At 46.1% G+C, this 19,279-nt stretch carries 19 protein-coding genes and 1 riboswitch; of the genes, 13 read left to right on the plus strand and 6 right to left on the minus strand.

Annotated features, from left to right (window positions below):
* Positions 1-7: 7 nt before the first annotated feature.
* The 3 genes from GWO68_RS12495 to GWO68_RS12505 form a co-directional block, all read right to left on the minus strand.
* Positions 8-373 (minus strand): endonuclease domain-containing protein, encoded by a 366-nt coding sequence (locus GWO68_RS12495; RefSeq protein WP_162346784.1) that lies wholly within the window; start codon positions 371-373, stop codon positions 8-10.
* A gap of 176 nt (positions 374-549) precedes the next feature.
* Positions 550-2,340: an arginine--tRNA ligase gene (argS, locus tag GWO68_RS12500; RefSeq protein WP_162346785.1), complete on the minus strand. Its 1,791-nt coding sequence runs from the start codon at positions 2,338-2,340 to the stop codon at positions 550-552.
* The gene (locus tag GWO68_RS12505) at positions 2,340-3,311 is read right to left on the minus strand and encodes an arginase (RefSeq protein ID WP_162346786.1); all 972 of its coding nucleotides are present in this window, start codon (positions 3,309-3,311) and stop codon (positions 2,340-2,342) included. The genes argS and GWO68_RS12505 overlap by 1 nt, the downstream gene beginning before the upstream one ends.
* Positions 3,312-3,390: 79 nt before the next feature.
* Here GWO68_RS12505 and GWO68_RS12510 point away from each other — a divergent pair, with 79 nt between their 5' ends.
* From GWO68_RS12510 to GWO68_RS12520, 3 genes are all read left to right on the plus strand, one after another.
* A complete protein-coding gene (locus GWO68_RS12510) occupies positions 3,391-4,785 on the plus strand; it encodes a type III PLP-dependent enzyme domain-containing protein (RefSeq protein WP_162346787.1) in 1,395 nt (464 codons plus the stop codon).
* A gap of 93 nt (positions 4,786-4,878) precedes the next feature.
* Positions 4,879-5,055 carry a hypothetical protein gene (locus tag GWO68_RS12515; protein WP_162346788.1) on the plus strand — a complete coding sequence of 59 codons (177 nt, stop codon included), beginning with the start codon at positions 4,879-4,881 and terminating at the stop codon, positions 5,053-5,055.
* Positions 5,056-5,218: 163 nt separating this feature from the next.
* Positions 5,219-5,584, plus strand: a complete 366-nt coding sequence (locus tag GWO68_RS12520) for an endonuclease domain-containing protein (RefSeq protein ID WP_202923748.1) — start codon at positions 5,219-5,221, stop codon at positions 5,582-5,584.
* A gap of 84 nt (positions 5,585-5,668) precedes the next feature.
* Here the strand turns inward: GWO68_RS12520 and GWO68_RS12525 are convergent, their stop codons facing one another.
* Positions 5,669-6,196, minus strand: a complete 528-nt coding sequence (locus tag GWO68_RS12525; RefSeq protein WP_162346789.1) for a D-glycero-alpha-D-manno-heptose-1,7-bisphosphate 7-phosphatase — start codon at positions 6,194-6,196, stop codon at positions 5,669-5,671.
* A gap of 153 nt (positions 6,197-6,349) precedes the next feature.
* On the opposite strand from GWO68_RS12525, the gene hemG reads away from it, so the two are divergent.
* The 6 genes from hemG to GWO68_RS12555 all read left to right on the plus strand — a co-directional run bounded on the left by hemG (position 6,350) and on the right by GWO68_RS12555 (position 12,506).
* Positions 6,350-7,699, plus strand: a complete 1,350-nt coding sequence (gene hemG, locus GWO68_RS12530; RefSeq protein WP_162346790.1) for a protoporphyrinogen oxidase — start codon at positions 6,350-6,352, stop codon at positions 7,697-7,699.
* 13 nt (positions 7,700-7,712) lie between these two features.
* Positions 7,713-8,447, plus strand: coding sequence for a polyprenol monophosphomannose synthase (locus tag GWO68_RS12535; protein ID WP_162346791.1), 735 nt, complete (start codon positions 7,713-7,715; stop codon positions 8,445-8,447).
* A gap of 162 nt (positions 8,448-8,609) precedes the next feature.
* Positions 8,610-9,578, plus strand: coding sequence for a TerC family protein (locus GWO68_RS12540; RefSeq protein WP_162346792.1), 969 nt, complete (start codon positions 8,610-8,612; stop codon positions 9,576-9,578).
* Positions 9,579-9,856: 278 nt separating this feature from the next.
* The gene (locus GWO68_RS12545) at positions 9,857-10,867 is read left to right on the plus strand and encodes a 3-deoxy-7-phosphoheptulonate synthase (RefSeq protein ID WP_162346793.1); all 1,011 of its coding nucleotides are present in this window, start codon (positions 9,857-9,859) and stop codon (positions 10,865-10,867) included.
* Positions 10,868-11,003: 136 nt separating this feature from the next.
* Positions 11,004-11,330 carry a DUF3817 domain-containing protein gene (locus GWO68_RS12550; RefSeq protein WP_162346794.1) on the plus strand — a complete coding sequence of 109 codons (327 nt, stop codon included), beginning with the start codon at positions 11,004-11,006 and terminating at the stop codon, positions 11,328-11,330.
* A gap of 315 nt (positions 11,331-11,645) precedes the next feature.
* Complete coding sequence (locus tag GWO68_RS12555) at positions 11,646-12,506, plus strand: hypothetical protein (RefSeq protein ID WP_162346795.1); 861 nt, start codon at positions 11,646-11,648, stop codon at positions 12,504-12,506.
* A 69-nt stretch (positions 12,507-12,575) separates the two neighbouring features.
* On the opposite strand, the gene metX is transcribed toward GWO68_RS12555, so the two are convergent.
* Positions 12,576-13,607 carry a homoserine O-acetyltransferase MetX gene (gene metX, locus GWO68_RS12560; RefSeq protein ID WP_162346796.1) on the minus strand — a complete coding sequence of 344 codons (1,032 nt, stop codon included), beginning with the start codon at positions 13,605-13,607 and terminating at the stop codon, positions 12,576-12,578.
* Positions 13,608-13,661: 54 nt separating this feature from the next.
* On the opposite strand from metX, the gene GWO68_RS12565 reads away from it, so the two are divergent.
* The 4 genes from GWO68_RS12565 (at position 13,662) to GWO68_RS12580 (ending at position 18,099) form a co-directional block, all read left to right on the plus strand.
* A complete protein-coding gene (locus GWO68_RS12565) occupies positions 13,662-14,087 on the plus strand; it encodes an OsmC family protein (RefSeq protein ID WP_162346797.1) in 426 nt (141 codons plus the stop codon).
* A gap of 53 nt (positions 14,088-14,140) precedes the next feature.
* Entirely contained in the window at positions 14,141-15,310 is a 1,170-nt protein-coding gene (locus tag GWO68_RS12570; protein ID WP_162346798.1) for a trans-sulfuration enzyme family protein, read from the plus strand.
* A gap of 105 nt (positions 15,311-15,415) precedes the next feature.
* Positions 15,416-15,522, plus strand: a riboswitch (SAM riboswitch).
* A 94-nt stretch (positions 15,523-15,616) separates the two neighbouring features.
* A complete protein-coding gene (locus GWO68_RS12575; protein ID WP_317164526.1) occupies positions 15,617-16,831 on the plus strand; it encodes a trans-sulfuration enzyme family protein in 1,215 nt (404 codons plus the stop codon).
* Between the two features lie 17 nt (positions 16,832-16,848).
* Complete coding sequence (locus tag GWO68_RS12580) at positions 16,849-18,099, plus strand: homoserine dehydrogenase (protein ID WP_162346800.1); 1,251 nt, start codon at positions 16,849-16,851, stop codon at positions 18,097-18,099.
* Between the two features lie 59 nt (positions 18,100-18,158).
* On the opposite strand, the gene GWO68_RS12585 is transcribed toward GWO68_RS12580, so the two are convergent.
* Positions 18,159-19,214: a bile acid:sodium symporter family protein gene (locus GWO68_RS12585; RefSeq protein WP_162346801.1), complete on the minus strand. Its 1,056-nt coding sequence runs from the start codon at positions 19,212-19,214 to the stop codon at positions 18,159-18,161.
* Positions 19,215-19,279 lie beyond the last annotated feature (65 nt).

Here is a 19,279-nt window from a genome sequence, read left to right on the forward strand (position 1 = left end):
GGATGAGCTACTTTTGCGAACTTTCAATCCAGCCAATTATAACACGCTCCACATTCGGCAGATCTTTCATCACTTCAGTATCAGAAAACCTGAGTGTAGTATACCCTAAATCAGCAATCTCTTTATCCCGTTCTAAATCTTCTTCAGTTTTAAAATTGTGTGAGTAGCCATCTACTTCAATAACCAGTTTCAGCTCCTTGCACAAGAAATCAGCAATATAGTTACCAATAGGACGCTGCCGCAGAAAAGTATAACCAGTTTTACCTTTACTAAGAACTTCACACCATAATCGCACTTCTGCTTTTGTAGATTCTTTTCGGAGCGATCTTGCAAATGGCTTTAGGTTTTGGTTGTAGTGATTGTTGTTTGGCATAGCTCATGGTGCGTTTGTCATCCCCCTGCCCCCTTCAAAGGGGGACTTTTTTGCTATAGTTATAGTTGATCTATAGTTCTAAAGTAACTACCTGTATCGCAGACAAGTCGCGACTTGTCCCTACAATCCAAATCCTGTTTATCCTTCTTAATCCTACAAATCCTGATTCAGACAAATTACATACGCTCCGGCACGGCAATACCCAGCAAACTCATGCTTTCGCGTACAAAACGGGCAACCATAGCTGATAGGGCAATTCTGAAGTTACGGGCCTGTTCGTCGGTTTCGTTGAAGATCGAGATCTCCTGGTAGAAGCGGTTATAGGCTTTGGCCAGCTCGTAGGCATAGTTAGCGATAACAGACGGTGCGTGCAGCTTTCCGGCTTCTTCTACCACAGCGCCATAGTTTACCAACTGCGTGATCACTTCCTGCTCCGCCTCATGCATTATCTCTATCGAATCAAAAGCAGTTACGTCAACCTTTAAGCCCATTTCTGCAGCTTTGCGAAGTATAGCCGCGATACGCGCGTGCGTGTATTGTATGAATGGCCCTGTATTGCCACGGAAGTCGATCGACTCCTGTGGGTTGAAGAGCATGCGTTTCTTCGGATCAACTTTCAGCAGGAAGTACTTAAGCGCACCCATTGCCAGCGTGTGGTATAGTTCCTTTGCCTGCTCTGGTGTAAAGCCTTCTATTTTACCCAGTTCTTCGGTCTGCTGACGCGCGGTGTCGATCATTTCCTGCACCAGTTCATCAGCGTCAACTACAGTACCTTCTCTGGATTTCATTTTACCGGAAGGCAGGTCCACCATGCCGTAAGACAAGTGATAGATACCTTCGGCGTACGGCTTACCTAATTTCTTAAGAACAGCTTTCAAAACCTGGAAGTGGTAGTTCTGCTCATCAGCCACTACATATATAGACTGATTGTATGGGAAGTCGTTATACTTCAACTCGGCGGTGCCCATGTCCTGGGTGATGTATACTGATGTTCCGTCAGCTCTTAAGAGCAGTTTCTCGTCCAGGCCTTCATCGGTCAGGTCAACCCAAACAGAACCATCTTCTTTTTTAAAGAATACGCCTTTGGCAAGGCCTTCTTCCACACGCTCTTTACCAAGCATGTAAGTTTCCGACTCGTAGTAGAATTTATCAAAATCAACGCCGATATTTTTATAGGTGGCGTCAAAGCCTTCGTATACCCAGCCGTTCATCTGCTTCCAGAGGTCTACTACAGCGGTGTCGTTTTGCTCCCATTTCTGCAGCATTTCCTGGGCTTCCAGCATCAGAGGGGCTTTTTTCTTAGCTTCCTCTTTGTCCATGCCTCCGGCTACCAGCTCATCAATCTGCTCTTTATAAGCTTTATCAAACTGCACGTAGTATTTACCGGCCAGGTGGTCGCCTTTCGTGTTGCTGCTTTGCGGGGTTTCGCCGTTACCGAATTTCTGGTAAGCCAGCATCGATTTACAAATGTGTATGCCGCGGTCGTTCACCAGGTTGGCTTTCATCACCTCGTGGCCGTTGGCTTTCAGAATCTCCGAAACAGAGTAGCCTAAAAAGTTATTGCGCAGGTGGCCCAGGTGCAGCGGCTTGTTGGTGTTCGGCGAGGAGTACTCTACCATCACTTTTTTACCACTATCCTTGCCGTAGCCATACTTGTCGTTGCGCATCAGGTCGCGGAACAGACTCAACCATTCGGTTTGCTCTACTTCCAGGTTCAGGAAGCCTTTAACAACGTTAAAATCTTTTATCTCTTTGGCATTCTCTTTCAGGTACTCGCCCAGTGCCTGGCCGATCTGCTCAGGACCTTTGCCAGCCTGCTTGGTGTACGGAAAGGTTACGAAAGTAAAAGAGCCGGCAAACTCTTTGCGGGTTGGCTGCAAAGCAAGTTGGTCGGCATCAATTGTAATATTAAATAGGGCCTGAAGCGCCTCGCTTATGCGTTTAGAAATAGTAGCTTGTAATTGCATTAATGTATGGCTGTACTTTTAGATTCACGGTGTAAAATGGCTTCGGTGGCGGCTTCTAATATATCGAAAGCGTTTTCGGCCATGGTGTTTTCGGTGTCAAGGGTTGGGTTGATCTCCGTCATTTCGTAGCAGACAATGCGCGGGTCCTGCAGCAAAAGCGAGTTTAGTTCTTTGGCCTGCTCTACGGTTAATCCTATTTCAACAGGTGTGCCGGTTCCTTTCGAGAATTTGGAATCGAGACTATCCACATCAAAGGATACATAAATTATATCGCACTCGCGTAAACGGTCCAGGGCTTCGGCAGCTACCTCGGCAACTCCTTTGGCATTCAGCTCGGCGTAGGTATAATTCTTTATTCCGTATTTGGCCATCAGAAAATCTTCCGGCTCTTCGGTGTCTCGCACTACCATATACACCAGGTGCTGCGGCTCCAGTTTAGGGCCATCTACACCAAGCTTTTTAAGCGAATTCCAGAAGAAGATCGTTTCCGGCTCTGGTTCATTTATTTGCCGTTCCAGGTTATCGATGTGCAGGGCAGCGGCCAGGGGCATGCCATGTACATTACCCGAAGGCGAAGTATACGGCGAATGAATGTCAGCGTGCGCATCGATCCAGATCACACCCAATGTTTTATCAGGGTAAGCGGCTTTGATGCCGGCTATAGTTCCGTGCGCGTTGGAATGATCGCCGGAAAGTACCAGCGGAAACATATCCATGGCTATAGTTTGCTGTACGGTATTGGCTATGTTTTTTTGTACAGTAAGTATACTGTCTATGCGGTGCGCATGCGGGAAAAGATCTTTGTCGAACAGGGTATAGTTCAGATCCGGTACAGAAACAGAGTTGAAACGCTTGAAGTAGTCAGATCCTTTGTCCCAGCAGGCCACCCGCAGTGCATCCACCCCCATGCTGGCGCCGCGCGTACCGGCTCCCAACTCCGACCTCACTTCTATCAGTTTCACTTTTTTCATAGATTTTGAACAAACTTATTGCAAAGATGGTAAATAACGATCAATATTGCATATTTTCTTATAATACCCACAATCGAGAATGGATAAATATACCGACCTCATCCACCAGACATTCGACTTCCCGACAGACGAGTTTCAGGTGGAGAATAATGAGCTGCTTTTTAATGGTATTCCGCTAATGGATATCATCAAAAAATATGGCACTCCACTTAAATTAACATACCTGCCAAAGATAAGTTCGCAGATACAGCGTGCCAAAAAGCTTTTTAACGAAAGTATCGAAAAGCTGGACTATAACGGTACGTATACTTACTGCTACTGCACCAAGGCATCGCATTTCTCTTTTGTGCTGGAAGAAGCCCTGAAAAACGACATCCATATCGAAACTTCGTCGGGCTACGATATGCAGATCATCAGGTCTCTTTACAAAAAAGGCAAGATAAACAAGAACACCTACATCGTTTGCAATGGTTTTAAACGCCAGCAGTACCGCGAGTGGATCTCTGATTTCATTAACGAGGGTTTTGTAAACTGTATGCCTATCCTGGATCATATTGGCGAGATTGATTATTACAAAGAGCATGTGAAGGCAAAAACGAAGTTGGGCATGCGCCTGGCCTCCGACGAAGAACCGAAGTTCGAGTTTTATACGTCGCGCCTAGGTGTTCGCTACAACGATGTGATTGATTTGTATGAAAAGCAGATTAAGCCGGATGACAGGTTTGAGCTGAAAATGCTGCACTATTTTATAAACACAGGCATTAAAGATACATCGTATTACTGGTCGGAGCTTAGCCGTTTTGTGCGCAAGTATTGCGAACTGAAGAAAGTTTGCCCTGAACTGGATACGATCGATATTGGTGGCGGCTTCCCGATAAAGACCTCGATACAGGTAGAGTACGATTACCGCTACATGACCGAAGAGATACTGCGAACTATAAAACGCATTTGTGCTGAAGAGGGAGTGCCGGAGCCGAACATCTTTACCGAATTTGGTATTTTTACGGTAGGCGAGAGTGCGGCCAACATCTATTCTATACTGGATGAAAAGCTGCAGAACGATAAAGAACGCTGGTATATGATAGACGGTTCTTTTATCACGAATCTGCCGGATGCATGGGCACTTAACCAGCGCTGGCCATTGCTTGCCATTAACCACTGGGACAAAGAATATCGCCGCATACAGCTAGGTGGCATGACCTGCGACAGCCAGGATTACTATAACTCGGAGATGCACTCGTTCCAGGTATTTTTACCTAAACTCCCTAAAGATGAGCAGCTTTATATTGGCTTCTTCCATACGGGTGCCTACCAGGAGCAGCTGAGTGGTTACGGCGGCATTAAGCACTGCCTGATACCATCGCCGCAGCATATTTTAGTGGATAGAGACGAAAACGGAGAATTAAAAACGTGGCAATTTGCTCCGGAGCAAACAAGTGAGTCGATGTTACGTATCTTGGGCTACGAAGCATAAGGTAAACGCTATTTTCACTTTTTTTAGTGAACTGTTTTTGCTTTAATTGTATTTCCCTTATTTTTGATCTACCATCGTTAAATATTCACCGTCATGAAAAAGTTATTAGTATTCGGTACGCTTTGCCTTGCTATGGGCATGGCTTCCTGCAAAACCTACTGCCCGGCTTACAACTATAACCTGGGTAACGTAGAAAATCCTACTGTAAAGGAAAAAGTTAGCGTATCGGCATCTAACGAGACTCCAGCAACCGAGAAAGTAAACGGCTAACACAGCTACTTACACCCTGAGAAATATAAAACCGGCTTATGGCCGGTTTTTTTATTTGTGGTGAACTATAGCATTAGGCTATAAATTTGGATTGTAGAGTATAACTTTTAAATGAGCAGGGAACAATTCCCCTCTTGAGAGGGGTTAGGGGTGTGTTTACATTATGAGAGAACACATACCATACAAACCATACTTAAAAGAACTAGCTAGGCAACTTCGTAACAATAGCACGCTAAGCGAGGTACTTCTATGGCAAGAATTGAAAGGCAGCAAAATGCTGGGCTTTGACTTCCATCGCCAGAAGCCACTCGATAATTTTATAGTTGATTTCTATTGTAGTGAATTGAAACTGGCTATTGAGATAGATGGAGATTCACACAACTATAGCTTTGCAAAAGACACTGCACGTCAGCAACAATTAGAAAGTTTTGAGATTTATTTTCTCCGATGTACTGATTTGGAAGTTAAACAGAATATGCCAAATGTTTTGCGGACTATAGAGTGCTGGATATTGGATCAGCAAAAGTAAACACACCCCTAGCCCCTCTCAAGAGGGGAATTATGACCTACTTAACTTAGCTATATTGCTTTGAAGGCAAGTATTCGGCAAGCTTTACGAACTATAGTTTCCACCAACTATAACCTGAGCCGCCTTCCACAAATCATTCACTTGTAACGGGTAAGTGCCAGCTTCATATTTATCCCCAACCAATACTGACTTCACTCCCACTTTATCTGCAGCTTCCAGATCACGTAACGAATCGCCTACCATCCAACTATAGTTAACATCTATGTTATGCTTCGCAATGGCACGTTCCAGCATCAGGCTATCGGGTTTGCGCGACAGGGATTCGCTATAGTTTGGGTGTGAGGGTGCATAGTAAATGGCATCCAGCAGGTTGCCGCAGCTTTGCTGTAGTTTCTGGTGGCAGGCCATCACATCTTCTCTCGTATATAAACCCTTTGCTATACCTCCCTGGTTTGTAACTACTATCAGCAAATAACCGTTTTGCTTGAGCAATGCCAACGCTTCAGGCACTCCGGAAATTACTTCAAATTCGTCCAACTTGTAAGTATAGTCGCCGCGCTCGCGGTTAAGTACGCCGTCGCGGTCCAGGAACACGCATTTCTGATAAAGCATGAACTATAAATGGTTTTAAATGCTAAAATAGAAAATAAAGCGTTGGATATAGGTATAATTTTTCTGCAAGTGCCGTAAATAAAATTAGAACCATCTGTAGAAAAGCATGAAAATATAGTGCAATAGAAGGACGCAAAACGATAGAAGAGCAGTATGAGGGTAGCGATAATTGGAGCTGGAATTTCGGGGTTGGCGCTGGCATATTATCTTCAGAAACTGGGGATACCATACGACCTGTTTGAGGCAGAGGAGCACGTGGGCGGTAACATTAAAACCTTACAGGAAGGAGGCTACCTGCTGGAGCTTGGACCTAATGCCCTGCAATGTACACCCGAACTAACAGCCCTGATCAAAGAATTAAAACTTGAACAGGAAGTAATACCCACCGCACATTCTACCAACAACCGGTACGTTTTGCATGATGGCACCTACGAAAAATCACCTTCCAATCCTTTCTCGCTGCTATCCAACACGTTTTTTTCCTGGAAGACCAAGCTGCGCATATTAAAAGAAAAAGACGTGCCACCTGCTGATATAACTTACGAAACGATAACCCAGTTTTTTGACCGTCGCTTTGGCCCGGGCGTTATCGACTATAGCGTAAACCCATTTGTAACAGGCAACTATGGCGGCGACCCGGAAAAACTATTGGTGCATAAAGCTATCCCGATACTGAAGGAAATGGAAAACCGCTATGGTTCTGTGCTGAAAGGCCTGGTACAACATAAGAACGGACACCTTACGCACCAGAATATTTCCTTTGCCAAAGGTATGCAGGCTTTACCGAATGCCATTGCAGAAAAACTGATATCGCTGCACACCGACCACCGCGTAGAAATGATAACCCGCAACCAAGGTAAATACATTATTAGCTGCGCTACCACCGGCGACTACGATACCCAGGAATATAACCTGCTGGTGCTGGCACTACCGGCCCTGCCCGCCGCTGAACTACTGCACTTCACTTTTCCGGGTATGGCGGCTGCCCTGCAAAACATACATTACCCACCCATGGCCGTGGTGCACACCGTTTATAACCGCCGCGATGTAAGGCACGACCTGGACGGATTTGGCGTGTTGCACCCAAAAGCTGAATGTCCTTTTACCGTTGGCTCCATCTGGTCTAGTTCATTATTTGATGGCCGCTGCCGCCCCCACGAAGTGTTGTTTACCAGCTTTGTAGGCGGAGCACAGTACGAAGCCCATGCCATAACCGATAAAAAAACACTGATGCAGTGCGTACACCAGGAGTTGGCAGAAAAACACCACATCGCTTCCGACAAACCCATTTTTCAACACATGCATTTTATGGAGCATTCTATTCCGCAGTACGACATGTATATCGAGGATGCCCACCAGATGGCAAAGCAGCTGGAGCAGGATGGCCTGTTTATAGCAGCTAACTGGCAGGCAGGTGTTTCGGTGCCCAGTTGCATCCGGCATGCCAAGGAATTAGCACATAAAATTAATTTAAAAAGGCCCGCACCATCAATAGCCGAATAGCTATATTTGCGGTATGAAAGAATCGTTGGTGATCATCCCAACCTATAACGAGCGGGAGAACATAGAGGCTATAGTTAGAAAAGTGATGTCGCTGGCTCACCCCTTTCATCTTTTGATCATTGACGACAACTCACCGGACGGCACTGCCAGCATAGTGCGCGACCTGCAACTGGAATACCCGGAACGCCTGCACCTGGAAACCCGCCAGGGTAAATTAGGCCTTGGCACAGCTTATATTCATGGGTTTAAGTATGCCTTGCGCAACGGCTACGAGTATATTTTTGAGATGGATGCCGACTTCTCGCACAACCCCGATGACCTGATAAAACTACACGACGCCTGCGCGCTGGATGGCTACGACATGGCCATTGGCAGCCGTTACATACAAGGTGTAAACGTAGTAAACTGGCCCATGAACCGGGTACTGATGTCGTGGTTTGCGAGTATGTATGTGCGCATCATCACCGGCATGCCCATTGCAGATACCACCGCAGGCTTTAAGTGCTACCGACGCAAAGTGCTACAAACCATACAGCTTAACAAGATCCGGTTTGTGGGCTATGCATTCCAGATCGAAATGAAGTTCCTGACCTATAAGTATGGCTTTAAGATAAAAGAAGTGCCCATTATTTTTACTGATCGTACCAAAGGCCAGTCTAAAATGTCTTCGGGTATATTTAAGGAGGCTGTGCTGGGTGTGCTTAAAATGAAAATAAACAGCTTTTTCCGCCACTTCGACCGTTACTAAATTTCACTCTCTCGGTAATTCCCGGTATCATTCCTGCTTTGCGGCACAATTTCATAGCGGTTAACTATATATCTACGCTCAAATAATTAACTTTACCCTACTGTGCTTTGCCAACTATAAAAGCCATGTAAAGTATAAGTTAGCTTCGTATACTATTTATTTATGGATAATATATATTTCTGGATCCTCTTCAATGTTTTTGTACTCGCGTTGCTTGGCCTCGACCTGCTGGTGTTTCATAAAAAAGAGCATGAAGTAAAGATAAAGGAGGCGTTGCTTTGGAGCGGATTCTGGATCATGTTATCGTTGGGCTTTAACCTGCTTATTTATTACTGGAAAGGCCCTGCCCCTGCCCTCGAGTTTTTAACGGCTTACCTCATTGAAAAATCACTTAGCGTCGATAACCTGTTCGTTTTCATTCTTATTTTCAATTTCTTTAAAGTACCGGCCAAGTTTCAGCACAAGATCCTGTTCTGGGGTATTATCGGTGCGTTGGTGTTCAGGGCACTGTTTATACTGGTGGGTGTGGCGCTCATTGCCAAATTCCACTTCATTATTTACATACTCGGCGCGTTCCTGATATTTACAGGTATAAAAATGGCTTTCCAGAAAGGCGACGACGAGCTACACCCGGAGCAAAACCCATTTATAGTTTGGATCAGCCAAAAGCTGCCATTTACGAAGCACTCGGTTGGCGGTAAGTTCTTTACCAAGATAGACGGAAAGATTTTTGCCACGCCCCTGTTCCTGGTTCTGATCATGGTAGAGACGACCGACATCGTTTTTGCAGCCGACTCTATACCGGCTATACTTGCCATTTCTAAAGACCCGTTCATCGTTTACACGTCCAATGTGTTTGCGTTACTGGGTTTACGGGCCTTATATTTTGCCCTGGCCGGTATCATTCAGCTGTTCCATTACCTGCACTATGGCCTATCGGTTATCCTTGTATTTATTGGCTTTAAATTACTGATGAGCGATATTTTCCACCTGGATATGCGTATTGCGCTTGGTGTGGTTGGCGGAATTCTGGCCATTTCAGTTATTGCCTCACTACTGTTCCCCAAAAAGGATGAAGCCCTGCCAACACCGCAGGATTTTGGCCAGAAACCAGACGCAGACAAAAAATAATTTCAGCTTAAAAATTGCTTTTAAACGGATTTATACTTTTACTTGCATCAATTAAGATAACACATGACATTATTCTGTACATATTCGTTTACCAATATTTGCAAGGTCCAGCTATGCGGGGCTCTGGTGGTAGACATTTGTGTATAGTATAGATATACGTTAATACAAAGCCATTGAGAGCCCCGCCACAAGCGGGGCTCTTTTGTTTTTAACACTTTTTAAACCATTAAACCAAACGGCTTCAAAGCCAATTTCTAACAGTATTTTTTTAAACAGTCATGAGAGCAAGTAAAACCCCCATCAGTTTGGCACCGCAGTCCAGCTTCAGGAATGCAAGCGGAAGGCCCGTGCTGATTGCTGGCCCATGCAGCGCCGAGAGCGAAACCCAGGTATTAGAAACTGCCAAATTGCTGCAGAATATGCAGTCCGTTAATATATTTAAGGCAGGTATCTGGAAATCGCGCACACGCCCTAATAGCTTTGAGGGTGTCGGTAATGCTGGTTTGCCATGGCTGCAACAGGTAAAAGCACAAACAGGTATGCGCGTAGCCGTAGATGTATCGAATGCGCAGCAAGCCGAAGAAGCCCTGAAACATGGGATAGATATACTTTGCCTGAACGGCAGGGTAACTGTAAACCCATACAGTGTGCAGGAAATTGCAGATGTGCTTCGTGGGACCACTACCCCTGTTTTGGTGAACAACCCGGTTTATCCGGACCTTGGCCTTTGGATAGGTGCCTATGAGCGCTTGCAGCAAGCCGGCTTAACCGACCTGGGTGCTGTACACCGCGGCTTCTCAGGAGAAGACAAGGAGCTACTATACCGTAACAAGCCCAAGTGGGAAGTAATGCTGCAACTGCGCCAGGAGCTACCAGGCCTGCCAATACTTTGCGATACAAGCCATATTGCCGGCAAGCGCAGTCTGTTGTACCCGGTAGGCCAGCGTGCTCTTGATTTAGGTATAGATGGTTTGCTGTTTGAGTCGCACGTGAACCCGGCCGCGGCGCTTAGCAGCCAGCAGCAGCAATTGATGCCGCAGGAACTGGATGTATTGCTAAACGCCCTAAAAACCCGCGTGAAGCTGACCGAAACAACTGAACTGGTAGAGCATCTGGATACCCTGCGCCAGGAAGTGGAAACATTGGACAAGCAATTGATGGAACTGTTACTGCACCGCACTACCGTAGCCAGCCAGATAAGTAGTTATGGGTTAGGCAGTACGCCGGCAGAAGACCATTTCCGCAAACGCCAGGAGCAGCTTACCAGTTTACTTAAACCAGTTGCATAAAATGCTCAGTATCTGGTTATCGGGCAGTTATTTGACTCAAAAGCAGAAGAAGTATGAATTATAGAGCCAAAGGCACGTTTTACGGAAGTTCTGTGTTAAGTTGCAGCATAATCTGAAAACCTAACTTTTTACTGATATGAGTACTCCTCTTTCCCGTTTCCGTGCCATTGCCTTGTATGAAGGTATCTCGTTTCTGGTGTTACTGCTGATAGCAATGCCACTGAAGTATATGTTCGGTATACCTGAACTGGTAAAGTATGTGGGCTGGGTGCACGGTGTATTGTTTGTATTGTACATGGCTACACTGGCACATGTGTTTTTCGCAGATCGCTGGTCTATACTTAAAGCTATAGTTGCGTTTGCGTTGTCGTTCGTGCCATTTGGTACTTTCTGGCTCGATAAAAAGCTGAAAGAGGAAGAAAAAGCCAAGCAAGATCTAAAGCGCGAAAAGCAACTAGCATAACCTATACTTTTTTAAAACAAAAAGCCCTGCCACCAATGTTGGCAGGGCTTTTTGTTTTTTAAGCTCATAAGACATAGAGCAAAAGGCAGCTATTTTTTTAATATTATAATTTAAATATTTTATATTAATATATAAACTTATTTAGTATGTTTGCGTTATTTTAGCAAAACAAAGTATTCTACAAATAATTCAAAAATAAAAACCTGCACTTTGTATGGAAGAGGCTGGCAATTAGACACATAAATTAGCTATAGTCTGCTCAAAACACTATTAAACTATACTTACTATCAATCTTTACACTAAAACATCTAAAACATGAAAATTTCAAAAACCATTTACCTGCCTCTGTTAGTGTTGCTGGGCGCATTTACAGCGTGCTCCCCTGATTCTGAAGAAGTTTCCCCATCGGCCAGTTTGAGCCAGGGTGCCAAAACCAAGCCTGCTGCAGCGGCAAAAGAAAGCTTAACCCTAAGCCTAAGCTTTAGTGATAACCCGGTTAAAGTTGGTTCGGAAGTAACTGTTACAGCTGTTGTAATGCCTAACCCCAATGAAGGTGTTATCCGGATACAGCGCGCTGTAGATGCTTTGGGCAACTATACAACCGTTGCACTGGCAACTGACTGGCTAACTGTAGATGAGGAAACTGTAACTACAACTGATGCTATGGCTTCTTATACTTACACTCCGGATGCAGTGGGTATGTTTGGTTTCAGATCACACTACATTCCGAAGGGTGGCAGCGGCTACGGCGCAACCATGTCTACTGCCGATCTGGAAGTGATTGCGGCTTGTACAGGAAAGCTAACCTTTACGGGCGAAGCAAAAGCAACACAGCTCAGTGGTAACCTGTACCGCATTGAGGCTACCTATACTTTAGCTGCCTGCGAAGATTTTACTAACCTGAAACTACAGGGCGGTAACACGGCCCATACTACCTACGTGGAGGCCATACCTATTGCTACTGCTGCACGAGAAACCGGAAACGGCAACGTAGTTACTACCTGGGAAGGCATAAACATGACAGGCGGTACCACCAGAACTTATAAAGTTATCTTCGACAAAGAACTGAAGTCTGCCGGCACACACACCGTTACAGGCGACTGGTCTGTAAAAGGAACGGATGCCAGCGGCGCTCCTATTGAAATGCATGTAGCTGAACTAACTGTTACCATCTAACCCATTTCAGTCTACTATAAAAAAGCCCTGCCAGCAACGGTAGGGCTTTTTTATTTACTAATAGCTAGACTATAGTTTGCTAAGCCACGGCACCAGGTTCGTCGCAATTCTATCCGATTCAATTAAAAAGCCATCATGGCCATACGATGAATGAATCTCAACATAGGTGGCATCTGGCACCTGCTGGCTTATAAAAACCTGTTCCTGCACCGGGCAAAGTATATCGCTGCTGATGCCGATAATAAGGGTTGGCTGGGCTATAGTTTGCAATACATCTTCCAGATTTCCACTGCGGCCACGGCTCAGGTTATGGCTATCCATGGCTTTGGTGAGCAACCAGTAAGTATAGGCGTTAAAGCGGTTAACCAGTTTATCCCCCTGGTACCGGATATACGATTCAGCTCTGTAATTATTTATCTTTTCCGGATCAGGATCTGACTGGCGCTCAACCATGATCTCGTAATTGCGGTAGGTCAGCATACCGATGGCGCGGGCCGCTTTCAGGCCGGCACTTCCTGCTGTTTCAGATGCGTTTTGCCAGGTTGGGTCTGCTTCTATAGCTAGGCGCTGGGCAGTATGGATGGCAATGCCCCAGGCACTTTCGGCAGCCGAGGTAGCCAGCAGAAACAGGTTATCAATCACGGTACTTTCCATTACGCACCATTCCAGTGCCTGGTACCCACCCATACTTCCGCCGGCCAGCAAATAGATTTTATCAATACTTAAGTGCTTCCTCAGTAAAATATGTACCGCTACCATATCACGGATCGTTACCAACGGGAACTGGCTATAGTATGGCTTCCCGATTTCAGGATTTACACTTGTGGGCCCAGTACTGCCGTAACATGAACCCAATATATTGGCGCAAACTATAAAATACTTTTCCGGATCAAGTGCTTTGCCTTCGCCTACCAACCCGTTCCACCAATCAGCTGCATCGGCGTTGGCAGTAAGGGCGTGGCATATCCAGACCACGTTATCTTTGGCAGCATTCAGGGTGCCGTAGGAGTGGTAAGCTATCGTAAGCTCTGGCAAAACATCGCCACTCTCTAGTGCAAATGGTTGTTTATAGTTAAAATATTGGGTTGCGTTGTTTTTCATTTGTATGCAAAGTAAGTACATGTTTTCTTTACATCCACAACTAAAAACAACAGCATGGCAGCAATAGAAATAAAAAGAGTAAGCGGCGAGTATGGTTTCGAGGCCAAAGATGAACAGGGAAACACGGTACATTTAGATAACAGCCCCGACTCAGGAGGCCATAATTTTGGCGTACGCCCGATGCAGGCCTTGCTCATTGGTCTGGGTTCTTGCAGCGGCATTGATGTGATCTCGATCCTTAAAAAACAGCGTCAGGAACTGCAGGGCTACCATATGGTAATTGAAGGCGAGCGCGAAAAAGTACAGGATTTTTCGCTCTGGAAAACTGTGCACATGACCTTTAACCTGACCGGCAACCTGGACCCCGACAAAGCCTACAAAGCCTGCCAGCTATCCGTAGAAAAATACTGCTCCGTAGCCGAAACATTGCGCCGCGCGGGCTGCACCATTACCTGGGAAGTAAACGTGAACAAAGTATAACTATAGCAGTTATACCTGAGTAACTATAGTTTTATACTTTAAAACCCAACCCCATGGCCTTAGACCCGATCACGCAGGCAATCCGCATCCAGACAGAGCGCACCAGTCAGATGGAGCACGCCACTCCCCTGTTTCTGACTAGTAGCTTTACTTTTGAGGATGCGGAAAGTATGCGCGCCGCCTTTGCCGACGAAACCGACGACAACATTTACAGCCGTTTCAGCAACCCCAACGTGCAGGAGTTTGTAGATAAAATGTGTGCTTTGGAAGGCGCTGAGGCAGGTTTTGCTACAGCTTCGGGAATGAGTGCGGTATTTGCCAGCTTTATGGCTTTGCTCAAAAGTGGCGATCATTTGCTGGTCTGCAACTCTATTTTTGGCAGCACGCACACCATTGTTACCAAGTACCTGCCCCGTTACGGCATCACTTATACCTATGTAAGTGCCGATAAGCCGGAAGAATGGGAAGCCGCCATCCAGCCCAACACCCAAATGCTGTACCTGGAAACTCCCACCAACCCGGGGCTGGACATTATTGACCTGGCATTTGTATCGGAGCTTACCCAAAAGTATAACCTCATCCTAAACGTTGATAACTGCTTTGCCACGCCTGTTTGCCAGAAGCCGATCGATTTTGGGGCACATCTTTCCGTACACTCTGCCACCAAATGGATTGATGGGCAAGGTCGTGTGATGGGTGGTGTGGTTGTCGGTAAAAAAGAGCTTATCAAGGAAATTTACCTGTTTTGCCGTAGTTCTGGTCCTGCCCTTTCGCCGTTTAATGCCTGGGTGCTGAGCAAGAGCCTGGAAACGCTGGATGTACGCATGGAGCGCCACGCTGCCAACGCCCTTAAAGTAGCTGAAGCTCTGGAAAACCATAAAGCTATTTCGTGGTTGAAGTACCCCTACCTGCCGAGCCATCCGCAGCACGCGATCGCTAAAAAACAGATGAAGAACGGAGGCGGTATAGTTTGTTTCGAGCTGAAAGGCGGGCTGGAAAGTGGCCGTACATTTTTAAATAACCTACAGATGCTTTCGCTGACAGCTAACCTGGGCGATACACGAAGTATAGCCTCACACCCGGCCAGTACCACCCACGCCAAACTAACCGAACAGGAAAGAATGGCTGTTAATATCACCCCCGGTTTGATCCGGATATCGGTTGGGTTGGAACAAGTGGATGACATACTGCAGGACATTTTGCAGGCCCTGAACAACGTATAAAACTTCTTAAAAAGTGGCTTTAAACTATAGCCAGCGGCATAAAAAATAAAATTTTAGAAAAAGGTTGACCTTTATAAAATTCCTGCCGTAGATTTGTAGCAATAATTCTTATCCAGAAAGGTGGAGGGACAGGCCCGATGATACCTTGGCAACCAATCGATTTGATAATGGTGCCAATTCCTGCTCTGCAGCAATGCAGGGGGAGATAAGCAAGAGTGAGCAATCAAGGTTACGTACCTTTTCTTTGGCTCTTCTGTCTTATCGGAAGAGCTTTTTTTATGCGCTTCCGGTAGGAACTCTGGATAAGTGGTTTTACAATTTTTAACCATCAACATCCAGACAGAAATGAAAGAAGCAACCAGCATTCTCCACCACATTCCGGTAGACCTGCAAACAGGCGCCATTGCCGTACCTATTTACCAAACCTCCACTTTTGTACAGGAAGCGCCCGGTGTAAACAAAGGGTTTGACTATACCCGCTCCAACAACCCGACCCGCAAAGTGTTGGAAGACCTGATAGCCAAACTTGAAAATGGCGCGAAAGGTTATGCATTTGCCAGCGGCCTGGCAGCGATTGATGCTATAGTTAAGTTACTGGAATATGGCGATGAGATTCTGGCCGTAGATGATATTTATGGCGGCGCTTTCCGCCAGTTTGAGCAGGTGTTTAAGAAATTCGGGATAAACGTAAACTATGTAGATGCCACTTCGATTGAGAAAGTGGTAAATGCCGTAACGCCGCGCACAAAACTTTTCTGGATAGAATCGCCGACCAACCCAACACTTAAGATTGCCGACATAGCCGAGATTGCCAAAGTAGCCAAAGCCAACAACTGCCTGCTTTGTGTAGACAACACCTTTGCCTCCCCTATTGGCCAGAAACCAATAGAACTGGGCGCTGACCTGGTAGTACACAGCGGTACCAAGTATATTGCCGGCCACTGCGATGTAATTGCCGGCCTTATAGTTACGAGCACTCCCGAACTCGGCGAGAAGATAAAATTCTACCAAAATGCTACCGGCGGTGTACTTAGCCCGTTCGATAGCTGGCTGACGATACGCGGCATCGAAACGCTGCAACTACGCTACAAGCAACACAGCCACAATGCACAGCAGGTTGCCGAATTTCTAACCACACTGGAAGGTGTTAAAAATGTATACTACCCAGGCCTGGCTTCTCACCCGCACCACGACATTGCCCGCAAACAGCAGAAATATTTTGGCGGCGTTATTTCTTTCGACTTAACGATAGATTCGGCAGAACTGGCAAAAGAGATTGTTTGTTCTACCAAATACTTTAAGCTGGCCGAAAGCCTGGGCGGGGTTAAGAGCCTACTCTGCCACCCTGCCACCATGACCCACAAAACTATACCTGCAGATAAGCGGTACCAGGCAGGCGTAACCGACAGCCTGATCCGTTTGTCAGTTGGGTTAGAGGATGCTGAAGACCTGATAGAAGACCTGCAAACAGCTATTAGTAAGGCGCTTGCAAAAGCGAAACAGGAAAAAATATCAGCCTAAGAACAGAAACTATAGCGATGACCAGGAAAGAATTAACTATCGGATTGTTTGGCTTTGGCTGCGTGGGGTATGGTTTGTTTGAGGTGTTGCACAAAACGCCCGGACTTAAAACCACCATCAAGAAAATATGCGTGCGGCAGGAAGGAAAACCCCGGCCTATACCTGCCGAGAACTTTACGTTAAACAAACACGACATACTGGACGACCCGGAAATCAACGTGGTAGTGGAACTGATCGATGATGCCGATGCTGCTTTTGAGATTGTGTCGGAAGCGTTGAAAAAAGGGAAAGCAGTTGTGTCTGCAAACAAGAAAATGATAGCCGAACATTTCGAAGAGTTGCTGGAGTTACAGCGAAAGTATAACTCACCACTACTTTATGAAGCAGCCTGTTGTGCCAGTATCCCGATCATCCGTAACCTGGAAGAATATTACGACACTGACCTGCTGACTTCTGTGGAAGGCATTGTGAATGGCTCGTGTAACTATATACTTACCAAGATTTTTGCCGATAACCTGGGTTACGACATCGCGCTGGCCCAGGCACAGGCACAAGGTTATGCCGAAAGCAACCCAAGCCTGGACACCGGCGGCTCCGATGCGAAGTATAAACTGCTGTTGCTGATAGCCCACGCCTTCGGACTGGTACTTAACCCGGATGATATTTTTACCCTGGGCATCGACCGAATCGGGAATACAGAGCTGCAATATGCCCGCGAAAAAGGCTATAAGATAAAGCTGGTAGCGCAAGCCATCAAAAACCCGGATAACACCATCGGCTTTTTCGTGATCCCTAAATTTGTGGGCCCGGAAAGCAAGCTCTATACTGTAGATGATGTTTTTAACGGCGTGATTACGCACACCAGCTTTGCTGAAACCCAGTTTTTTGTAGGCAAAGGCGCCGGCGCTTACCCTACGGCTTCGGCAGTGCTTTCAGACCTTTCGGCACTTACTTATGATTACCGTTACGAGTATAAAAAACTGCACCAGACCGAACCACCAGTACCCGGCGGTGATACCCTGCTGCATGTGCTTTTAACGGACCTTACAACTGAACTTGCGGCATACGAGCGCTTTTTTGAAAGTATAGAAGAGACCTGCACCCGCCGGAATGGCAGTTACGTGATAGGCTCCATCACCCTGAGCAAGCTAAAAAAGTTGATAAGCTGCACAGCAGGCAAGCCCTCTGTTATTCTGCAAAGTATAGCGGAGCCTGTGAAAGCAACCGAACTTCAAACGATAGCTGAACTGGAAGAGCAGGCGGTGTAAAAGATATTTCCTGGATGTGTATGAACGGAGGTTGCTAAAACGGGCAGCCTCCGTTTTGTTTAGTTGGTAACTATAGTTTGTGCCGTTTTGCGGGCCGAAGCCTGCGCTAGTATACTTACCACTACCAGCTGCAGCGCATGATAAAGCATGATCGGCAGCAGTATAATCCCTACCATGTTGGCATCCGGGAAAAGCACTTTGCTCATGACCGTACCATGCACCAGCGACTTTTTAGAACCACAGAAGGTAGCTGTTATCTTATCTTCCCAGGATAAATTCAATAGCCTACTGATGCCCATAACTATAGCATACACCAGAAAGAATAAAGCCAGCATCCCTGTTCCTAGCCCAATTAAATGCAGCAAACTCAACCCACGAAAGAGTTCCCGGGCAAACGACTCGCAGAACGAACTATACACGATAAGCAGAATGATACTCTGATCAAAAAACCGTATCCTGGATTTATACTTTTCAGCAAAAGTCCCGAACCGTTTATGAAGTAAAATGCCAAGTATAACCGGCACCAGAACCTGTAGAACCAGTTTCAGCATCACATCCTGCATATCTATACTTCTTGCTCCCGCCGAGAGGAAAATACCCATCCAGAGTGGGGTAATAAAAACGCCAAGTAAACTCGAAATGCTGGCATTAAATATAGCCGCCGGTATGTTTCCTCCCGCCACTGATACCATCACTACTGATGAGGAAACTGTAGAAGGCAGCGCCGCCAGGTAAAAAATGCCTAGCCAAAGTAAATTACTGCTATCAGCACCCACAACCTGCATAACTATAAGTATTAGTACCGGGAACAACACAAAAGTACTAAGCTGCACCAGCATATGTAAGCGCCAGTTGCTCAGTCCAGTCTTCAGTTTTTCGGGGCTCAGGCGTAAGCCATAGAACAGGAAAATAACCGATACCCCAATATCTGTAATAGTGCCCAGTGCCAATGGTCCATCCTTTAAACCAAGTTGCGGCCATAAGTAGGCTAACACGATAATGAGCAGCAGCGCCATCATAAACCAGTCTAAGCCTATGCGGGTGGTATATTTAGTAAGGCGTGGTAGCAGCCCGATACCTTTGTCCGAAGTATAGCTTTCCTGATCTGATTTCATGTTTATACTTATTTGGCTGCTGAAAATGATGCTAAACTAAACGGCCCGGCAAGTATGGTTGCGGG

It is taken from the genome of Pontibacter fetidus (genome assembly GCF_010119545.1).
Classification (GTDB): Bacteria; Bacteroidota; Bacteroidia; order Cytophagales; family Hymenobacteraceae; genus Pontibacter; species Pontibacter fetidus.

What these genes read in the sequence shown, in the direction of transcription:
- GWO68_RS12495 (WP_162346784.1), bottom strand. Translation starts at nt 373, where the DNA reads ATGCCAAACAACAATCACTACAACCAAAACCTAAAGCCATTTGCAAGA.
- argS (WP_162346785.1), bottom strand. Translation starts at nt 2,340, where the DNA reads ATGCAATTACAAGCTACTATTTCTAAACGCATAAGCGAGGCGCTTCAG.
- GWO68_RS12505 (WP_162346786.1), bottom strand. Translation starts at nt 3,311, where the DNA reads ATGAAAAAAGTGAAACTGATAGAAGTGAGGTCGGAGTTGGGAGCCGGT.
- GWO68_RS12510 (WP_162346787.1), top strand. Translation starts at nt 3,391, where the DNA reads ATGGATAAATATACCGACCTCATCCACCAGACATTCGACTTCCCGACA.
- GWO68_RS12515 (WP_162346788.1), top strand. Translation starts at nt 4,879, where the DNA reads ATGAAAAAGTTATTAGTATTCGGTACGCTTTGCCTTGCTATGGGCATG.
- GWO68_RS12520 (WP_202923748.1), top strand. Translation starts at nt 5,219, where the DNA reads ATGAGAGAACACATACCATACAAACCATACTTAAAAGAACTAGCTAGG.
- GWO68_RS12525 (WP_162346789.1), bottom strand. Translation starts at nt 6,196, where the DNA reads ATGCTTTATCAGAAATGCGTGTTCCTGGACCGCGACGGCGTACTTAAC.
- hemG (WP_162346790.1), top strand. Translation starts at nt 6,350, where the DNA reads ATGAGGGTAGCGATAATTGGAGCTGGAATTTCGGGGTTGGCGCTGGCA.
- GWO68_RS12535 (WP_162346791.1), top strand. Translation starts at nt 7,713, where the DNA reads ATGAAAGAATCGTTGGTGATCATCCCAACCTATAACGAGCGGGAGAAC.
- GWO68_RS12540 (WP_162346792.1), top strand. Translation starts at nt 8,610, where the DNA reads ATGGATAATATATATTTCTGGATCCTCTTCAATGTTTTTGTACTCGCG.
- GWO68_RS12545 (WP_162346793.1), top strand. Translation starts at nt 9,857, where the DNA reads ATGAGAGCAAGTAAAACCCCCATCAGTTTGGCACCGCAGTCCAGCTTC.
- GWO68_RS12550 (WP_162346794.1), top strand. Translation starts at nt 11,004, where the DNA reads ATGAGTACTCCTCTTTCCCGTTTCCGTGCCATTGCCTTGTATGAAGGT.
- GWO68_RS12555 (WP_162346795.1), top strand. Translation starts at nt 11,646, where the DNA reads ATGAAAATTTCAAAAACCATTTACCTGCCTCTGTTAGTGTTGCTGGGC.
- metX (WP_162346796.1), bottom strand. Translation starts at nt 13,607, where the DNA reads ATGAAAAACAACGCAACCCAATATTTTAACTATAAACAACCATTTGCA.
- GWO68_RS12565 (WP_162346797.1), top strand. Translation starts at nt 13,662, where the DNA reads ATGGCAGCAATAGAAATAAAAAGAGTAAGCGGCGAGTATGGTTTCGAG.
- GWO68_RS12570 (WP_162346798.1), top strand. Translation starts at nt 14,141, where the DNA reads ATGGCCTTAGACCCGATCACGCAGGCAATCCGCATCCAGACAGAGCGC.
- GWO68_RS12580 (WP_162346800.1), top strand. Translation starts at nt 16,849, where the DNA reads ATGACCAGGAAAGAATTAACTATCGGATTGTTTGGCTTTGGCTGCGTG.
- GWO68_RS12585 (WP_162346801.1), bottom strand. Translation starts at nt 19,214, where the DNA reads ATGAAATCAGATCAGGAAAGCTATACTTCGGACAAAGGTATCGGGCTG.